Source organism: Acinetobacter lanii, from assembly GCF_011578285.1.
GTDB lineage: Bacteria > Pseudomonadota > Gammaproteobacteria > Pseudomonadales > Moraxellaceae > Acinetobacter > Acinetobacter lanii.
On sequence record NZ_CP049916.1, the window covers coordinates 913,496 to 931,828 of the forward strand.

At 39.8% G+C, this 18,333-nt stretch carries 12 protein-coding genes and 1 pseudogene; 8 read left to right on the top strand and 5 right to left on the bottom strand.

Annotated features, from left to right (window positions below; all coding sequences use genetic code 11):
* The first annotated feature begins 163 nt into the window (after nt 1-163).
* Both G8D99_RS04225 and groL read left to right on the top strand, forming a co-directional pair.
* Nucleotides 164-454 carry a co-chaperone GroES gene (locus tag G8D99_RS04225; RefSeq protein WP_166322923.1) on the top strand — a complete coding sequence of 97 codons (291 nt, stop codon included), beginning with the start codon at nt 164-166 and terminating at the stop codon, nt 452-454.
* Between the two features lie 70 nt (nt 455-524).
* Complete coding sequence (gene groL / locus G8D99_RS04230) at nt 525-2,159, top strand: chaperonin GroEL (RefSeq protein WP_166322925.1); 1,635 nt, start codon at nt 525-527, stop codon at nt 2,157-2,159.
* A gap of 361 nt (nt 2,160-2,520) precedes the next feature.
* Here groL and G8D99_RS04235 read toward each other — a convergent pair whose 3' ends face one another.
* Nucleotides 2,521-2,904 carry a hypothetical protein gene (locus tag G8D99_RS04235; RefSeq protein ID WP_166322927.1) on the bottom strand — a complete coding sequence of 128 codons (384 nt, stop codon included), beginning with the start codon at nt 2,902-2,904 and terminating at the stop codon, nt 2,521-2,523.
* 504 nt (nt 2,905-3,408) lie between these two features.
* On the opposite strand from G8D99_RS04235, the gene G8D99_RS15560 reads away from it, so the two are divergent.
* Nucleotides 3,409-5,355: a YadA-like family protein gene (locus G8D99_RS15560; protein ID WP_171522753.1), complete on the top strand. Its 1,947-nt coding sequence runs from the start codon at nt 3,409-3,411 to the stop codon at nt 5,353-5,355.
* Nucleotides 5,356-5,628: 273 nt separating this feature from the next.
* Nucleotides 5,629-6,573 (top strand): annotated as a pseudogene (locus tag G8D99_RS04245) (MBL fold metallo-hydrolase); the annotation flags it as partial.
* Nucleotides 6,574-7,118: 545 nt separating this feature from the next.
* Here G8D99_RS04245 and G8D99_RS04250 read toward each other — a convergent pair.
* Nucleotides 7,119-8,273 carry a glycerophosphodiester phosphodiesterase gene (locus G8D99_RS04250; RefSeq protein ID WP_166327512.1) on the bottom strand — a complete coding sequence of 385 codons (1,155 nt, stop codon included), beginning with the start codon at nt 8,271-8,273 and terminating at the stop codon, nt 7,119-7,121.
* 267 nt (nt 8,274-8,540) lie between these two features.
* On the opposite strand from G8D99_RS04250, the gene G8D99_RS04255 reads away from it, so the two are divergent.
* Nucleotides 8,541-11,648: a multidrug efflux RND transporter permease subunit gene (locus G8D99_RS04255; protein ID WP_166322931.1), complete on the top strand. Its 3,108-nt coding sequence runs from the start codon at nt 8,541-8,543 to the stop codon at nt 11,646-11,648.
* A 262-nt stretch (nt 11,649-11,910) separates the two neighbouring features.
* Nucleotides 11,911-12,492, top strand: a complete 582-nt coding sequence (locus G8D99_RS04260; protein ID WP_166322933.1) for a DUF4112 domain-containing protein — start codon at nt 11,911-11,913, stop codon at nt 12,490-12,492.
* Between the two features lie 102 nt (nt 12,493-12,594).
* On the opposite strand, the gene htpX is transcribed toward G8D99_RS04260, so the two are convergent.
* Both htpX and G8D99_RS04270 read right to left on the bottom strand, forming a co-directional pair.
* Nucleotides 12,595-13,500, bottom strand: a complete 906-nt coding sequence (gene htpX, locus G8D99_RS04265; RefSeq protein WP_166322935.1) for a protease HtpX — start codon at nt 13,498-13,500, stop codon at nt 12,595-12,597.
* A 150-nt stretch (nt 13,501-13,650) separates the two neighbouring features.
* Nucleotides 13,651-14,547, bottom strand: a complete 897-nt coding sequence (locus tag G8D99_RS04270) for a lytic transglycosylase domain-containing protein (RefSeq protein ID WP_166322937.1) — start codon at nt 14,545-14,547, stop codon at nt 13,651-13,653.
* A gap of 498 nt (nt 14,548-15,045) precedes the next feature.
* Here G8D99_RS04270 and ttcA point away from each other — a divergent pair, with 498 nt between their 5' ends.
* Together ttcA and G8D99_RS04280 are read left to right on the top strand one after the other, a co-directional pair.
* Nucleotides 15,046-15,966 (top strand): tRNA 2-thiocytidine(32) synthetase TtcA, encoded by a 921-nt coding sequence (ttcA, locus tag G8D99_RS04275; protein ID WP_166322939.1) that lies wholly within the window; start codon nt 15,046-15,048, stop codon nt 15,964-15,966.
* 386 nt (nt 15,967-16,352) lie between these two features.
* Complete coding sequence (locus G8D99_RS04280) at nt 16,353-16,736, top strand: SCP2 sterol-binding domain-containing protein (RefSeq protein ID WP_166322941.1); 384 nt, start codon at nt 16,353-16,355, stop codon at nt 16,734-16,736.
* A 212-nt stretch (nt 16,737-16,948) separates the two neighbouring features.
* Here G8D99_RS04280 and G8D99_RS04285 read toward each other — a convergent pair whose 3' ends face one another.
* A complete protein-coding gene (locus G8D99_RS04285; RefSeq protein ID WP_166322943.1) occupies nt 16,949-18,061 on the bottom strand; it encodes a transglycosylase SLT domain-containing protein in 1,113 nt (370 codons plus the stop codon).
* Between the last annotated feature and the right edge of the window lie 272 nt (nt 18,062-18,333).

Sequence of the window (18,333 nt, forward strand, 5' to 3'; positions counted from 1 at the left end):
TAAAAAAAACACAAAAAGTTCATTTTTTTTAATTTTTCCCCTTGAAGCGTTTTTTTCCATCCCCACAACAGTGTCATCAAATCGATTTTATTCGATGATGACCGATGGAATAAAAACGTCATCATCTTTTGACCAAAAAAGACTAAGTCTGATGGAGTTTACTATGAGCAATATTCGTCCTTTACACGACAACGTTGTGATTCGCCGTGTTGAGAAAGAAACTAAAACTGCTGGTGGTTTAATTTTAAGTACTTCAGCAGCTGAGCAACCTGCTCAAGGTGAAGTAATTGCAGTGGGTAACGGTAAAGTCACCGACAACGGCGTTCGCGCTTTAGACGTTAAAGTGGGCGACAATGTATTGTTTGGTACCTATGCAGGTACAAAAGTAAAAGTTGCAGGTGAAGAACTTCTGATTATGAAAGAGTCTGATATTTTAGCGGTTCTAGAAGGTTAATTCAGAACGCTATTCAGTACTTTTTCTTTGCAAGTAAATTGTAAAATTTTAAAAATATTTGGAGTTAAACATGTCAGCTAAAGACGTAAAATTTGGTGATTCAGCTCGCGCGAAAATGATTGCGGGTGTTAACGTTCTTGCAGATGCAGTGAAAGTCACTTTAGGTCCTAAAGGTCGTAACGTTGTGATTGACCGTTCTTTTGGTGCACCGCACATTACTAAAGATGGTGTAACCGTTGCCAAAGAAATTTCACTTGCTGACAAATTTGAAAACATGGGCGCGCAATTGGTTCGTGAAGTGTCTTCTAAAACCAATGACATCGCAGGTGACGGTACAACAACCGCAACTGTATTGGCGCAAGCGATCTTAAATGAAGGGATCAAATCAGTAACTGCTGGTATGAACCCAATGGATCTTAAACGTGGTATCGACCTTGCGGTTAAAGCGGTTGTTGAAAACATTAAAGCAACGGCTAAACCAGCATCTGATACGAAAGCGATTGAACAAGTGGGTTCGATTTCTGCTAACTCTGACACCACAGTAGGTAAACTCATTGCACAAGCAATGGAAAAAGTAGGTAAAGAAGGCGTAATCACTGTTGAAGAAGGTTCAGGCTTCGAAGATTCTCTAGATGTTGTAGAGGGTATGCAGTTTGACCGTGGTTATATCAGCCCATACTTTGCAAACAAACAAGAGACTTTAACGGCTGAACTTGAAAATCCGTTCATTCTTCTTGTTGATAAAAAAATCAGCAACATTCGTGAATTGATCGCAGTACTAGAAGCTGTAGCTAAAACAGGTAAACCACTGCTTATAATTGCTGAAGATGTTGAAGGCGAAGCATTGGCTACCCTTGTTGTCAACAACATGCGCGGCATTATCAAAGTATGTGCAGTGAAAGCACCTGGCTTCGGTGACCGTCGTAAAGCAATGCTTCAAGATATCGCAATCTTGACTGGCGCAACTGTGATTTCTGAAGAAGTAGGTATGTCTTTAGAAACAGCTTCTCTACAAGACTTAGGTACTGCGCATAAAGTAACAGTATCTAAAGAAAATACTGTACTTGTGGATGGTGCGGGTGATGCAGCTCAAATCGCGGATCGTGTTAAACAAATCCGTGCGCAAATTGAAGAATCTACTTCTGAATACGACAAAGAAAAACTTCAAGAACGTGTTGCTAAATTAGCAGGCGGTGTTGCAGTGATTAAAATTGGTGCTGCAACAGAAGTTGAAATGAAAGAGAAGAAAGACCGTGTTGATGACGCACTTCACGCAACGCGTGCTGCGGTTGAAGAAGGTGTTGTTGCTGGTGGTGGTGTTGCACTGGTACGCGCTGCATCTGCACTTGACGGTTTAGTGGGTGCAAACGATGACCAAAATGTTGGTATCAACATTTTACGTCGTGCGATCGAAGCGCCACTTCGTCAAATCGTTGCCAATGCAGGTGATGAGCCTTCAGTGGTGATCAACGCTGTGAAAAATGGTGAAGGTAACTACGGTTACAACGCTGCATCAGGTGAATATGGCGATATGTTAGAAATGGGTATTCTTGACCCAGCTAAAGTAACGCGTTCTGCACTTGAGCATGCTGCATCTGTAGCAGCGTTAATGCTTACAACTGAATGTATGATTACAGACATTCCAGAAGATAAACCAGCAATGCCTGATATGGGCGGTATGGGTGGCATGGGCGGTATGATGTAATTCATCAACTGACTATTGAAATCAAAAAACCCCCATGTATGGGGGTTTTTTACATTTTGATAAATATAAGTATTTGTTAAATAATGAAATTAGAATTTTTTGTGAAAAAAAGTACGACTTTGGTGTATAAAATGTTGGCGAAATTAAAGAAATAGTTTATAGTTTGATCAAAATATGATTGATGCTACTTAAATGAAAAACAATCAAATCAATAATCAGAACTCTAATATTGAAGATCATGAAGAATTTATTTGGGTAAACAAGAATGAAATAAAGTCTCTATATAGCAAACTGATTGAATACGAAACTCAGTTGTCCCTCTACAAAGAAATGTTGAAAAAAAATGCAGTGAATGACTCGATTAGCATTTACTAAATTCTTCTATTAAGTCTTCAACAATTTTTCTCTGTCCAAAAGTTAAAGATTTTATTTTTACAATTAAATCAACATCTTTTGAATTGGCGTTTGCTCGGTTAAAGGTCATCGAACTGTTTGAGTCTTGATCACCAAATCTAAGCCATTGTGTAGAAACGTTTAACCATAGGGATAGAATGAGTAGCTTATCTTGATTCGGAATCGCTTTGCCTAGTAACCAATTATTAGCAGATTGTACGCTGACTGGCTGACCAGAATAACGATGATTAAATTCTCTGGATAAGTAAGTCGGACTAATTGGATGTTTAGCTTGAGTAAGGGCTTGTTTTAAACGTAATGAAAAAGCAATTTTTTCGTCAAGATTACTCATATATCGCAATTTAAGAATAGAAAATATCAAATTATTTTAACTGAATTTTAAATTTTTACATGTGAATTTTTGTAGATTGGATAAAAATTAGTGGACTATTCAGTTTGTTTTTTAACCCATTAAATTTAAATTATTAATATTTAATTAATTTAGTTAAAAAATAAGCTAAAGATTTAATAAAAACCGATTGAAATCATGGTATCAATCAAGTGATTTGTATAAATCAAAAATTGAATATTTTTATTTTTAAATATTTTTAATAAACAATTGCTTATATAATAATTAATAAGATCATTTTGTTTTAATCAATTAAAAATTGAAAATAAATCAAAAATTGATTGATATTAGTGTTTCAATTTGTATATGATTAGCCCGTAACCGCGCTGGTGGTTGGTCATGAATGGTAAAGACTCAAGAAAACCATACATCCGAAAAAAGTTTTGCTGGTTTGCATCGATCCTAGGGTGAACCAGTCTTTTTATAAAAACTGAAGGGAAAATTTAAATGAAATTCCAAAAAACGCTTTTAGCAGCAAGCTTAGCAATCGCAGCAGCATCAACAGTAAACGCAGCAGTTGTTTCTCAACAAGCAATTCCAGTACAGGTGACTGAAAATTTAGCAAATTCTAAATATGTATTTAGTGATTTAGAATATGTTGATGCTAATGATCTTAGCACTGGTGTATATGCAGTACAGGCTCCTGTACATAGTGAATTAGCTTCAACTTATAATAAAAATGTAAATGGTGAAGTTCGAGTTGCAAATGATTATTTACCTGAATTAAGTACTATTCTTAATGGTACTCGTGAGGTTGGTATTGATTTAGGCTCTCAATCTGTAAGCGGTGTTGGTAACGCTGGTTCAGCTGTAAAATATGACGTATTCAAATATACAGGTGAGAATGGTCAAGTTGTATATCGCTTCCAAAACCCAACTACTGGAAAATACATTGACGGTTTCTTCCGTAATGATGGCAATGGCAACCTTGTTGAATATACTGGCGCTGTAGACTTGAACTCACTACAAAAAGGTGGTCAGATCGATGGTCGTACAGGCTCTACAACAAATTCAGGCTTCGAAAATAAAGTTATCAATGGTGAGCACGTACTTTACGGTTATCAAGGTGCAACTTTGACTACAGCAGGAAGTGTTGATGGTACTATCGTTGCTCCAGATGGTTCTAACACTGAAGAATATGTAGGTGGTACATTTGGTAAAGTAAATGCTGCTGCTGGTGATATTCGTTATGTTCAGTCAGGTATCATCGCTAATACTGGCGATTATTCAAATGGCCTGAATGGAGATGGTTATCTAGATCCTTCAAAAAATATTTATGGTGTAAGTGCACGTGACAATAATAATGTAACTATGCTTACAGGCAATGGTATTGCTCTAGCAGATTTAAGCTCTGCTGGTAGTCTCCAAACTGACGGCAGTGTTGCTAATCGTACATTAATTAAGCAAGATGTTGGTGGTGTACAAAAAACTCGTGAATATTCAGTTGACGGTAAGCGCGTTTTAGAAGTTTACAATGATGATGCTGGACGTGAACTAGCTTCTCAATACTACGAAATTATTGGTAATGGTGCAGACTTAGCTGAATGGAATGGTTCTACTCCAGTAGCGGGTTCTCATATTAAAACTGGTACTGCAGCTTATACATCTGGTACTTTTGATGTAAATAAAGTTCACAACACTGTAACTAATAAAAATGTAACGTATAGCGAGACTAAACAAGTTGTTGTACAACAACAAGTTAAAGCTGGTATTACTAACCCGAATGCTGCAACGACTGATATTGATAAAACTTTCAGTGAAGCACCAACTTCTGAAACAACACAGTATGTTTCTACAGGTGTAATCAAAGAAAACAGTGGTTCAAATGTTTATGGTACAGAAGTAGTTAAGAAAGTAACTGCTGATGGTAAAACAACAGAAGAAAAAACAACGATCACTGCTTCTGGTATTGACACTACAGGCGTAATCAATGCAGCTGACTACCAAATTGGTGGTGTAAGTATTGTTGATGGTATTAAAACTTCTGTAGATTCAGCAGTAGCTGATGCTTCTCAAGCAATTGATGCTAAAGTTGCTGAAGTAGATGAGAAAATCGTTGAAGTTGATTCACGTTTAACTCAATTTAATGCAGACGCAGCTAAAATCAACGGTCGTGTTGATCAATTGAATAACCGTATTGATGACGTAGAGAAAACTGCTTACCGTGGTGTTGCAATTGCTTTAGCTGCTCAACAAGCAATTCCTAACTTAGGTGCTGGTCAAACTGCTGTATTCGGTGGTGCTGGTGTATATGAAAGCGAAGGCGCTGGTGCTTTAGGTCTTGCTACTGTACTTAAAGACGGTCGTACATCATTCAGCGGTGCAATCGGTGTTGCTGGTGGCGGTGAAGTCGGTGGTCGTGTTGGTGTAGCTTACGTGTTCGGCGGTAAATAATTTCATTACACAATGAAGTTTAAAAAATCCCCACTTTAAGTGGGGATTTTTTTTAGCCAATATGATTAAGACGTTTGATCGATTTAATGTTTTCAATATATTTAGAATAAATCACTGAACTTTATATAAAAATTAAATCTAATTTTACTCTTAGAAGAGGAATTTGGAGTAATGTGTTAATTTTTTTTTAAATATCAGGCAAAATAGCAAAGCATACTTGAACAACAAGCCATTCTAAAATTTTAACAATATCAGATAAATAAGAGAGAAGAAATGAAAGCGTTATCCCTCGCTTTATTGATGAGTTTAAGCAGTCTTGCATTTGCTCAGGCAGACGTCAGCATTCAATCCAATGTTTCAAAGGCACAGTCAGGTTTTTATAACTACCAATTTGGTCCATATAAAATTGTGGCTTTACAAGATGGCAGCAATCAATTAAATCGTGAGCTTTTTAATCAAAATATTTCTAATGAAGAACGTACCGCGCTTTTTCAGCAACTGAATATTGAAAATACTTTAGCAACATCGGTAAATGCTTTTTTAATTGATGATGGGCATTCCTTAATGTTGGTCGACAGTGGGGCAGCCAGTTGTTTTGGAGATCATTTGGGTTCTGTCGCAAAGAACATTGAAGCAGTGGGCTATAAACTGTCCAATATTCAAACCGTATTTTTAACCCATCTACATCCGGATCATGTTTGTGGTATCAGCAACGCAGGTAAGGCGGTGTTTCCACTGGCAACATTGTATGTACATGAAGATGAAAGCAAATATTGGCTTGATCCAAATACAGTGACCACACTGCCAAGCGCATCGCAACAAAAATTTAAACAAACGGTTATACATATTCAACAAGCGATTGAACCCTATCAAAAAACCTCAAGTTTTCGAACCTTTAAAGATGGTGCGGTGATCAACGGGTTAGAGGTGATTAATACCACAGGTCACACGCCGGGACATCGTAGTTTTAAATTGGTGAGTGGCGATCAAACGCTCGTCTTCTTGGGGGATGTTGTACATTCACATCAGTTGCAATTTGAACAACCGAAACTGTCTGTTGATTTTGATACCGATCCAGTCAAAGCATCGGAAACACGAATCAAAACCTTTGATGCGTTGGCACTGAATAAATCGGTGGTGGCTGCTGCGCATTTGCCTTTCCCAGGGATTGGTCAGATTGCGTTAAATGGAAACTTGAAATATAAATGGATGCCGCTAGGCTCACCTGCAACACCTGCAACACCTGCAACACCTGCAACACCTGCAACACCTGCAACACCTGCAACACCTGCAACACCTGCAACACCTGCAACACCTGCAACACCTGCAACACCTGCAACACCTGCAACACCTGCAACACCTGCAACACCTGCAACACCTGCAACACCTGCAACACCTGCAACACCTGCAACACCTGCAACACCTGCAACACCTGCAACACCTGCAACACCTGCAACACCTGCAACACCTGCAACACCTGCAACACCTGCAACACCTGCAACACCTGCAACACCTGCAACATCTGCATTGATAAATCCTTCGGCTGAGAAAGCTTTACCCGAAGTGGTGGAGGTTGCAAATGGTACAGTGGCTGAACCTGTAGTAAATGAAACAGTTAAAAAAGTCAGTGAATCCACCAACATCTCGATTCAAGAATCCATTCGTAAAGAAGTGACTCATACAACTGAAGCAACTCAGTAATGCTAAAACATGAATCTTAAAAAAAGAGGCGATTCGCCTCTTTTTTATTGGGGTATGAAAATTCAAGGTTTCGTTGCAGACTTTAAATATGCAGTTAATGCCTGTCGAGCCAATGCAGGATCATCGGTAAATACACCATCAACACCCGCTTGAAAGAAGCGTTGTAATTCTTTAAGTGAGCCTGATGCACAGCGTTCCTCAATGACGTCATTACAGCGGTGATAGGCAGACAAAAAGCCATTTTCAGGTCGAAAAGTATAGGGATGCACTTTTAATCCTACCGCATGTGCATCTTGAATAAAGCTCGTAGTAGCGTTGGCATCGCTGTTGGAAAAGATATAAGTTTTACTCGGTCCCACGCCATCGGCATAACTTGCGATGTCTTTAAGTCCAGAAGCCAAAGCTAAATCAAGATAATTTTTTGGATTGCCTGATGCAACAAAATCGGCAGGAGAGGCTGTAGGTGAATCTAAAAGTTGAATAATTTTTGCATTTTTTAGGCTTTTGTGAAGACTCAATTGTTGCCTGAAATATTTCAAATTCGCCACTTCAAAAGACTGTAAATAGATCGGTGCAATTTCACGGGTATAACTGTATTTGGCTAAGGTCTTAAGTAAGGCATCTTCCATCGCCAAGCCATTTTTTTGGAAATAGCTGGGATGTTTGGTTTCAATATATAAGCCGACAACTTTCCCGGTTTTTTGATAGTTTTTTTCAGCCAATTGAATAATTTCATCTAAAGTCGGAATAGTGAATTGATCATTGTATTGGGTGTTGGCAGTCCGATATTCAGGAATACGTTCGCGCGCACGAACATTTTGATTCAGTTCATTATAACTGAAGTCTTCAGTGAACCATCCTTTTAAGGTCACACCATCAATAACTTTGCTTTTTTCACGATCTTTAAATTGGGCTAAAGTGCTGATATTGGTGGTGCCACCAATTTCATTTTCATGACGTGCGACCAAAATGCCATCCTTAGTGGACACCAAATCCGGTTCAATAAAATCAGCACCATCATCCATGGCTTTTTGATACGCTGCTAAAGTATGTTCAGGACGCAGCGCACTGGCACCACGGTGACCGACAATGATAATTTTAGCTTCTGTATGGGGTGGGGTTGCTGGATTTGAACTTTGATCTGAATCATGATCATCGTCATTACAGCCATTTAAAAGGGCTAAAAGACAAAGACTGAGGGCAATTTTTTTTATCATCATGAACTCTGATTGTGTTGTTTGATCTGAGTATGGACTGGGCTGTTTTTCAAATTGATGACAGGTCTATGATGGAGACGTTAAATAGGATGGAAGAGCATCTAGATTCTGAAAAATGATCTTCATATTTTCTCCTTAATTGCCTCAATCTAAAGACTTTCTGTTATTTTTCTTGTGTTTTGAACAGGAGTCACGGAAGATCATTCTGTTTGTTATATTTTGTATAGATAGAAATTTTTCCACTCAATTGATTGTGAAATTAAAATAATGCTCTCTAAGTTTTTTATTGAACGTCCTATCTTTGCTGGTGTGCTTGCGATTTTCGTAATGGCCATAGGCCTGTTTTCGGTACTGAATTTACCGATTGAACGTTATCCCGATATTGCACCGCCACGAATTGCGATTAGCACCAGTTATTCCGGCGCGGATGCTGAAACCGTAGAGGAAAGTGTTACCCAAGTTTTAGAACAACAAATTAAAGGCTTGGATCATCTGCTGTATTTCAGTTCAAGCAGTGACTCGAACGGACGGAGTCGGATCAATATCAGCTTTGAAAATGGGACCGATCCTGATACTGCACAGGTACAAGTGCAAAACTCGATTAACAGCGTACTCAATCGTTTACCTGAAGACGTACAACGACAGGGCGTGAATGTACTGAAATCCTTGGGTGATACCCATATGGTGATCGGGCTGTATGATGAAACCGGCAAAAGCAACAATATCGAATTGTCTGACTATTTACTGACCCATTTAGAGTCTGAAATTGCCCGTGTAGAGGGGGTGGGTGAGGTTGATGTTTTTGGTTCACAATTTGCCATGCGAATATGGCTAGATCCGAATAAACTGCGCCAATTCAAACTCATTCCCAGTGACATTCAACGTGCGGTTGAATCACAAAATACTCAGGTGGCTGCCGGAGGGGTAGGCGAGTTACCGGTTGCTTCAGAGCAGTATTTAAATGCCAAAGTGACCTCAGGTTCACGCTTAAAAACGGTTGATGAATTTAATCACATCATTATTAAAGCCACTCAATCGGGTGAATACGTTTATTTAAAAGATGTGGCTCGGGTGGAGTTGGGTGCAGAAAATTATCAAGCCTATAACACCATTAATGGTTTTCCATCTTCAGGTATGGCGGTGTCTTTGGCCTCAGGTGCCAATGCGATTGAAACCTCGAAACTGATTAAACAGACCGTCGATCATTTTTCTCATCAGTTGCCTAAAGGCTACAAAATGGTTTATCCAAGTGATAATACGCCCTTTGTAGAAGAATCGATTCATGAGGTGATCAAAACCTTATTTGAAGCGATTCTGTTGGTGATTGTGGTGATGTTCCTGTTCTTACAGAATTGGCGTGCCACGCTCATTCCTGCAATTACCGTCCCTGTGGTGATTTTAGGCACCATGGCGGTGCTGTATCTGTTTGGTATGAGCATCAATACCTTAACTTTATTTGCTTTGGTACTCGCCATTGGTTTGTTGGTCGATGATGCGATTGTGGTGGTGGAAAACGTCGAACGTTTGATGCAGGAACAGCAACTCTCTGCCAAACAAGCCTCGATTGAATCGATGCAAGAGATCAGTGGGGCATTGATCGGGATCACCTTGGTGTTAACTGCAGTATTTATCCCGATGGCTTTTTTTGGTGGTTCGACCGGCGTGATTTATCGTCAGTTTTCCATCACTTTGGTTACGGCGATGGCGATTTCATTGGCAGTGGCATTAATTTTAACACCAGCCCTATGCGCCATTATTTTAAAGCCCTCGCATACAGCTTATACCTGGGCAACTCGATTTAATGGTTTTTTAGATGCGCTTAAAACCCGTTATATCAAACTCTCAAGCTTAAGCATTCAGCATCGCTTGATCACCATCGTGATTGCTTTGGCTTTGGTGACTGTATTTGGATTGTTTTATCGGATTTTACCGACCAGTTTTTTACCCAGCGAAGATCAAGGTACATTGAGTGTACAAGTAACTTTGCAAGACAATGCACCCATGACGAAAACCATTGCCATGGGTGAGGAAGTACGTTCTTACTTCTTAGAGCAAGAAAAGGCCAATGTTGAATTGGTGATGTTGCGCTATGGACGTAACCGTTCAGGTACAGGTCAGCATTTGGCACAAGGCTTTATTAAGCTCAAACATTGGGATGATCGTTCGGGGCAAGAAAACAGTGCCGATGCGATTCGTGAACGTGCGTTGAAGCATTTTAAAAATAGTCAAAATGCCAAAGTGATGATCACCATGCCACCGGTGGTCAATGGTTTGGGTGATACCAATGGCGTAAATTTATGGCTACGTGATATTGATGGTCAAGGTCGTAATGTACTGGGTGAAAAATTTAATCAGCTCAAGTCTGAAGCTGAAAAATTTAAAGCCTTTGAAAACTTAGGCAAAAAAGCTGCACCTGATAAAGCCAAGCTTGAGGTGAAAATCGATCAAAAGGCGGCAATGGCATCCAACTTGGCTATTTCGGACATTAATAGTACCTTGTCTGCAGCTTTGGGGGGAAAATACATCAATGACTTTATTGATCGTGGACGCATTAAAAAAGTCATGATGCAAAGCGATGCGCTGTATCGTGCCAAACCTGAAGATTTAGAGTATTGGACGGTGCGTAACAGCAATGGTGAGATGGTGCCGTTTACCACTTTCTCACAAGTGTCTTGGAATGGTGGTCCTGAAATTGTCAATCGTTTCAATGGCTATACCGCAATTGAACTTGAAGCCGACAAAGCCAAAGGTGCGAGTACCGGTCAAGCGATGCAGGAAATCACTACGATGGTGGAAGGTGTTTCAGGGGTCGACTTGGCATGGAGTGGCATGGCTTTTGAGGAGCAAAAATCCAGTAATCAGTCTTTCTTACTGTATATGGTGTCGATTGGCTTTATCTTCCTGTGCTTAGCAGCACTGTATGAAAGTTGGAGTATTCCGACCGCGGTAATGAGTGCCATTCCACTCGGCATTGGCGGTAATATCCTGTTTAGTTATTTTGCCGGCTTTCCCAATGATATTTATTTCCAAATTGCACTGCTCACCACCATTGGTCTGTCATGTAAAAATGCCATTTTGATTGTGGAATTTGCCTATTTAGCACAACAGCGGGGGCAGGGTATCATTCAAGCCGCACTTGAAGGGGCAAGCCTACGCTTACGCCCGATTCTGATGACCTCTTTGGCTTTTGGTGCAGGGATTATTCCATTGGTGTTTGCCTTTGGTGCTGGCGCTGCAAGCCGTCAAGAAATTGGGATTAGCGTTTTAGGTGGGGTGATCTTTGCCACCATTTTGGTGTTGATCTTTATTCCCTTTATGTATGTGTTAGTGCGTTCAATCTTTAAGGTAAAAGCCAGCGAAACTGGATGTGAATAACATTTTTGAAGATTAAATTCGACGCACAATCTAAACCAAGTAACTTAACGTATAACGCCTCAGTCATCGCAAATGCTGAGGCTTTTTTAAAAGTTTTAGGCTTCAATAGGGCAGAGATATGCATTCAAAACTCAATTCAATGCTTTAAATAGATATAAGAACAGGCTGACTTGACTTAAGCACTGATTCATCTTTAGAAAATCATATTGATTGCTAGCCTAAAACACGCTATTAAAGGACTAAAGACCTAGAACAGACTGATATGCCCCAACAAAAAAAATTATCTCAAGCTGAAGTGATTCGTTTAGAACGCGATTTGGCAAAATTTGCCAATATGATGGACTCTGTGGTGCGGATTCCATTTACCAAACAAGGGGTGGGTGCAGATGCCGCACTCAGTACCATTCCCGTTGCAGGAGATATCGCAGGCTTTGTGCTGACCTGCTACGCCGTGGTCAAAGCCAAACAGATTGGTGTGCCACAAGAGAAACTCAATGGTGTGATTAAATTGGCGGTCATGGATGCAGTGGTCGGTTTTATTCCGGTCGCTGGAACCTTGTTTGATATTTTTATCCGTCCGAGTCGTAAAGCGTTAGACGTTGTTCATGAGCATATTCGCACAGAATATCAAATCCACAGTGAAGATCATGTGGTGCACCCATTTTTGCATGAAAAATTGGAACAGAAGCAACAGCAATCGGCTTTTTGGCGTAACCCAATCATTGCTTGGTTGTGGCTACATATACCGGATTTATTGGGTGCAATTGTGATTGTGGCTTTATTGCTGGCGACTTGGTTCGGTGGGGTTGCCTTATGGGAATGGATGCAAAATATGCATCATTAAAATCTTCTTTCAACATTAAAGATCAAATTGTAATTCCAATAAAAAGAAGCCTCACATTGAGGCTTCTTTTATGACACTTTAAACGCTCATCAACACTGGCTCTTAACGGCAGTCCAACTGACGCAATGCTTCGACACGTTGTTCAATGGTCGGATGGGTTTGGAATAAGGCAGCCAAGCTGAATCCTTCTTCACTACCCGCAGAAATCGCGAAAGCTTTCATTTCTTTTGGCATTTGATCCGGCAATTCTGTTTCCGCTTGTAGACGAAGCAAAGCGGAAATCATGGCATCTTTACCTGCTAAACGCGCACCGGCTTCATCGGCACGGTATTCACGGTAGCGAGAGAACCACATCACGATTGCAGAAGCAGCGATACCGAACACAATATCAAGCACCATAGTGATTATGAAATAACCCCATCCTGGCGCTTCACCTTCTTCACGACCAAACACATTACGGTCAATAAAATCACCCACCACGCGGGCAAAGAACATCACAAAGGCATTCACTACACCTTGCACCAGCGCCAGGGTCACCATGTCACCATTGGCCACGTGACCGATCTCATGTGCCAATACTGCACGAAGCTCATCTTTATTCATACGCTCAAGTAAGCCAGTCGAAACGGCCACAAGCGCATCATTCTTATTCCAACCTGTTGCAAAAGCATTGGATTGATAAGAAGGGAAAATACCCACTTCTGGCATGTTAATGCCTGAACGTTGTGCTAACTGTGCAATCTCTTGAATTAACCATGCTTCTGCTTGGTTACGAGGTGCATTTGGATCAATCAACTCTGTACCAGTTGTCTTTTTCGCAAGCCATTTTGACATGAACAGTGAGATCATCGAACCCACCATACCAAAGACAAAACACATTACGAGCAAGTTGCCTAAATTTAGACCGCCTGCACCATGGTAACGACCGACACCGAGTAGCGACAAGATAATGCCTGCTACAACCAGTACCGCGAGGTTGGTTAGCAAAAACAAACCAATCCGCATCATCGAGAAAATCCTCTTTTTAATAAATAATAATTTGGTTTTTGAATCAAAAACGATATCTTAAATATGCGTTCTGTGGCAATGAAATTCAAGTGGCAAACGTAAATTAATACAAAATAGCGCAATCTTGCAAAAATGCGTTAAATCAATGAATTAATTGGAAATGGTGATTTTGGCAGAAGCCATGGCATTGCTGGTCGAGTAACTTCGTGCAGGCATATCGGTATATGTCCCATCTTGAGTTCTGATAATCTCACGAGGTACATAATTAATGCTTGAATTGCTATAAGTTTTTGTACTCGAAGGCGTATTTGTTCCTTGAGCAATGAGTTGACCTGAAATATTGTTGGTCGATTCAGTATTAACACTATTCTGTGGTGAATTGTTCGCACTGATCGATAAACCATTGGCATAGAGGTTATTTAAACGACTGGTGACGCGACGTACATAATCTTGGGTTTCACGAAACGGTGGGATGCCTCCGTACTTTTGCACATTGCCTTCACCGGCATTATAGCCTGCAAGCGCCAACTGAATATTGCCATTAAAGCGTTTCATCAACCACGCCAAATATTTGGCACCGGCATGAATGTTTTGTTGTGGGTCATAGGCATTATTTACATTGAATCTTTTTGCCGTGGCAGGCATCAGTTGCATTAAGCCTTGTGCTCCAACAGGGGAGCGCGCTTGGGTATTAAAACCAGATTCGGTATGCATCACCGCTTTAATCAACCCTTCAGACACGCCATAGGTTTGAGCGGCTTGGCGAATGTAGCTGTCAAAGGCATTTTTATTGCGACTATAACTGGGTAAAACCGAGGCTTCAGAACTGCCCCAATTGCTATAACTGTGGATATTACTGTCAGGATAATAGGTTTTCTTTTCAATCTTTAAATTGCTGTTGCTGCTTTTTTTATTGGTCAGCAGGGTTGAACCACTACTTTCACGGTATTGATAGATGGTTTGTCCGGCAGAACTGTAAGTTGACAAGCATGCAAGCCCAATATTCCCAAGCAATAGCCAGCCATGACGACGAATCAATTTTTTCATTTTTTATAATTTAAATTTGTTTACCCCAATGTTATGAGGAGTTTATCAAAGTTATGCACAAAGAAATACGCTATGCTGATTTTTAACAATACATTTACAAAAAATCAAGTCTTAATTGTTGGGATAATATCCAAAAAAATTATTTATTTTTATTTATTTTCTACTGCTTGACACTCATAAGTTATTGATAATTAATGTTTAAAATGATTGGTTAAAAAATGATCAATCTAAGGGAGAGTCCCATCTAGCCTTGCGAAAAGTTTGTCAAGCCCCAATCCGTCCACAATTTTATCCACAGGTTTTGTGGAAAACTGTGGAAAAGTCCAAAATATAAGCAGTGTGGGTAAAAAATGAACGCAAGCGTGCATTTTAGATACGTGAATATGACAGCATCGTGAAATAAAAAAATGACCCTTAAAAAATAAAAATTCTTTAGATGCGATTAAGCATCGAATCGGCTAAAATTGTGCAGTATTTTTTTTATGGTTAATTTCGTCTATGTACTCGCCAGTTGAGTCCGATCAAGGATTTAATTTTAAGCCTGAACCGCCTACAAGCTCTGCTTATTATCGTTTGTTAAAGAAACTTCGTCGTCAAGTCGGTCATGCAATTCGTGACTACAAAATGATTGAAGAGGGTGACAAGGTCATGGTATGCGTGTCTGGTGGTAAAGACAGTTATACCATGCTGGATATTTTGCTTCAGTTTAAGCGCATTGCCCCGATCAATTTTGATGTGGTCGCGGTCAACCTTGACCAAAAGCAACCGGGTTTTCCTGAAGATGTATTGCCGCGTTATTTAGAAGAAAATAACATCCCGTATTACATCTTGGAAAAAGACACCTACAGCATCACCAAAAAGTTGACCCCTGAAGGCAAGACCTATTGTGCAGTATGTTCGCGCTTACGTCGTGGTTCGCTCTATGGTTTCGCGCAAGAAATTGGTGCGACTAAGGTGGCACTCGGGCATCACCGTGATGACATCATGGCAACCTTCTTCTTGAACTTGTTCCATGGCGGTAGCTTAAAAGCGATGCCACCGAAACTGTTGTCGTCGGACAAAAAGAACATTTTGATTCGTCCTTTGGCTTATGTTGAAGAAAAAGACATTATCAAATATGCGGAAATGCGTAATTTCCCAATCATTCCATGTAACTTATGTGGTTCTCAAGAGAACTTACAGCGTGCCATTATCAATGACATGTTACGTGCATGGGATAAAGAGCATCCTAAACGCTTACACAGCATTTTCGGTGCAATGCAGAATGTTTCGCCTTCACAATTAGCAGACCGTGATTTGTTTGACTTTGAAGCGCTGGATGCACAACGTGAGATTGATTTCACCGGCAGTTGTTCAACTGATTCAGCAGAAAGCAGCAAACGTATTGATATGGTCAATTTAGGCTTTATGGCGGATTAATCCTAATTTGTTCATTGAGTCAAAAAAAGCATCTCAATATTGAGGTGCTTTTTTTTGAGACTTTTGTAGCTTTATGGTTTAAGCAACCAAAGTGACGGGTTAAAAAATGAATCAAATCAGTAAAATGATCAATTGTTCCAAAAATGTATAAAGTCTCGATAGATTAAATCATTGACAAAATTACATTAAAATAAAAAACAGACAGTTCTTGTACAATCTTGAAATTGAATCAAAAAAATCGATAAAAAATTGAACATAGAGTACAAAAAAATTTGGTGCAGGATGAAATTATCGTGCTATAACAATACTCAAGCATTATGCTTCATCATGTGGTTGTCTTGGATAGATGGCACAATAAAATTGAATAAATACATTGAGGAATGAACATGCCTGCATTTTTAACTGATGATTGGTTTGCTAACGTTGAAAAATTAACAAATGAAGCTGGTGATTTAAACTTGCCACCATCACTTGCGAATTTAGCTTTAAACTTGGTTGTAACAGGTACTGAAGGTACAACTGAATTGGCACTAGACAGCGGTAAAATCGTAAAAGGTTCTTCTGCAAATGCCAAAACAACTTTGAACTTAGATGCAGATACACTGCGTAAAGTTTTCTTAGAGTTTGATATGGCTGCTGCAATGCAAGCATTCATGACAGGCAAAATCAAAGTTCAAGGCGATATGTCTCAATTGATGGCTTTACAAACTGCGAAGCCAAGCCAAGAGCAAAAAGATCTGTTCAAAAAAGTACTTGAGCAAACTGCTTAAGTCTTAAACACAAAAAAGCTTACCTGTGGGTAAGCTTTTTTTTGACTGCGCAATAAGGTTCAACACCGATTTAAGTTTAAACGATTCAACATCATTCATGTTACATCAAGGTATCAGAGAGGAATCAAAACGCTATATATGACATATGCGACTCAACTGAGCTTTGTCTGCATGACTTGGTGATGCCACTTAAAACCCGATGCTCAACCTTATTAAATATTTAGCAGTTTCGGCGTGGTTTTAATGTGTTCTAAATAAGAACGAATTCGAGTCACATATTGTACCGCTTGTTTATAGCGACCATTACGTGCCTGATTACGATTCAAATAATCATACATTTGAATCCAATCATTGGGATTTTTGCCTTGTGCACGTAAACGGCTCATGATTTGATCAGTCGCTCCCGGTCCCATATTGTAGGCCACTAGAGCGTACCAATACCGGTCTTGTACCGGAATATGTGCATAACGGGTCATCATTTGGTCAAAGTACTTTGCACCGCCTTGAATGCTTTGTGCTGGGTCTACACGATTGGATACACCCATTGCACGTGCGGTACCATCGGTGAGCATCATGATGCCACGTACGCCTGTAGGCGAAACTGAATCAGGCTTTAAATACGATTCTTGGTAACCAATGGCAGCCAAGAAGTGCCAATCGAGATTGTATTTCTGTGCAGATTTTTTAAAGCTCGCTTTATAGATCGGCATACGCTTGCTTAAATCGCTTTGAATGGCATTCCAATCCGACGGTTTCACCACATTACGGTTATAAAATGAGGCCAATTGTTTAATCGCACCATTTTGTTTGCTTTGACAGACAAAACCACTGGCGGTGTCCGTTAAGGGATCATCGGCATGTTTAAACACCCAATTGATCTCGGTATTTAAACCATTTTTACTCAAACTGGAAAAATCACCACAACTGGCAGAGAAAGTCGTCAGTTTTTTCGCTTCAATCAAATGCGCCGATGCGGTGGTGACGGCAAAATTGGCTTTGCCTTGCTGTACCATTTTTAAGGCAGCTTCGTTGCTGGGTACGGTTTTAAAATCTAAACGTACATTTAAACTTTTGGCATAGTTGTTGACCAAGTCATAGCCAAAACCATGTCTGAAATTGCCATCTTTAAATACTACAGATGGATTGGAAACGGCCACTACGGTTAAAGTGTTGCTGTTCACGACAGAATTATATTGGTTGGTCTTAGACGCATTAATGGAATGAAAGGGCATTATTGCTGTTGCGAGAACCATCGCTTTTAAAGTGTGGGAAGAAATAAAAGATTGAAGGCAAAGCCTCGAACCAGAAGATGAACTACTGTGCATGTTGTCTCCGCTACAAGTAATTTATGCCCAAAAAAAGCAAAAGCGAATCCGCTTTAAAACTTTCATTTAAAGTTGATAAATTCAATTAGGGTGGGCGTCATGAACGTCATTCAAAAATGACATGTGGGATAGAAAAACAAAGAAAAATGTTTCTTTGTATAAAAAGTGATCAAGCTAAAACATGAGCGCATGATAATGGTCAAAAAACGCATTGTCAAATTTTGTACTTTTTTTTGTTAAAATTTGACATTTAAATTATTGATTTATAATAA

Coding starts and splice junctions, on each gene's coding strand:
- G8D99_RS15560 (WP_171522753.1), top strand. CDS start 3,409: ATGAAATTCCAAAAAACGCTTTTAGCAGCAAGCTTAGCAATCGCAGCA.
- G8D99_RS04285 (WP_166322943.1), bottom strand. CDS start 18,061: ATGCACAGTAGTTCATCTTCTGGTTCGAGGCTTTGCCTTCAATCTTTT.
- G8D99_RS04260 (WP_166322933.1), top strand. CDS start 11,911: ATGCCCCAACAAAAAAAATTATCTCAAGCTGAAGTGATTCGTTTAGAA.
- G8D99_RS04280 (WP_166322941.1), top strand. CDS start 16,353: ATGCCTGCATTTTTAACTGATGATTGGTTTGCTAACGTTGAAAAATTA.
- G8D99_RS04250 (WP_166327512.1), bottom strand. CDS start 8,273: ATGATAAAAAAAATTGCCCTCAGTCTTTGTCTTTTAGCCCTTTTAAAT.
- ttcA (WP_166322939.1), top strand. CDS start 15,046: ATGTACTCGCCAGTTGAGTCCGATCAAGGATTTAATTTTAAGCCTGAA.
- htpX (WP_166322935.1), bottom strand. CDS start 13,500: ATGATGCGGATTGGTTTGTTTTTGCTAACCAACCTCGCGGTACTGGTT.
- G8D99_RS04225 (WP_166322923.1), top strand. CDS start 164: ATGAGCAATATTCGTCCTTTACACGACAACGTTGTGATTCGCCGTGTT.
- G8D99_RS04255 (WP_166322931.1), top strand. CDS start 8,541: ATGCTCTCTAAGTTTTTTATTGAACGTCCTATCTTTGCTGGTGTGCTT.
- G8D99_RS04235 (WP_166322927.1), bottom strand. CDS start 2,904: ATGAGTAATCTTGACGAAAAAATTGCTTTTTCATTACGTTTAAAACAA.
- G8D99_RS04270 (WP_166322937.1), bottom strand. CDS start 14,547: ATGAAAAAATTGATTCGTCGTCATGGCTGGCTATTGCTTGGGAATATT.
- groL (WP_166322925.1), top strand. CDS start 525: ATGTCAGCTAAAGACGTAAAATTTGGTGATTCAGCTCGCGCGAAAATG.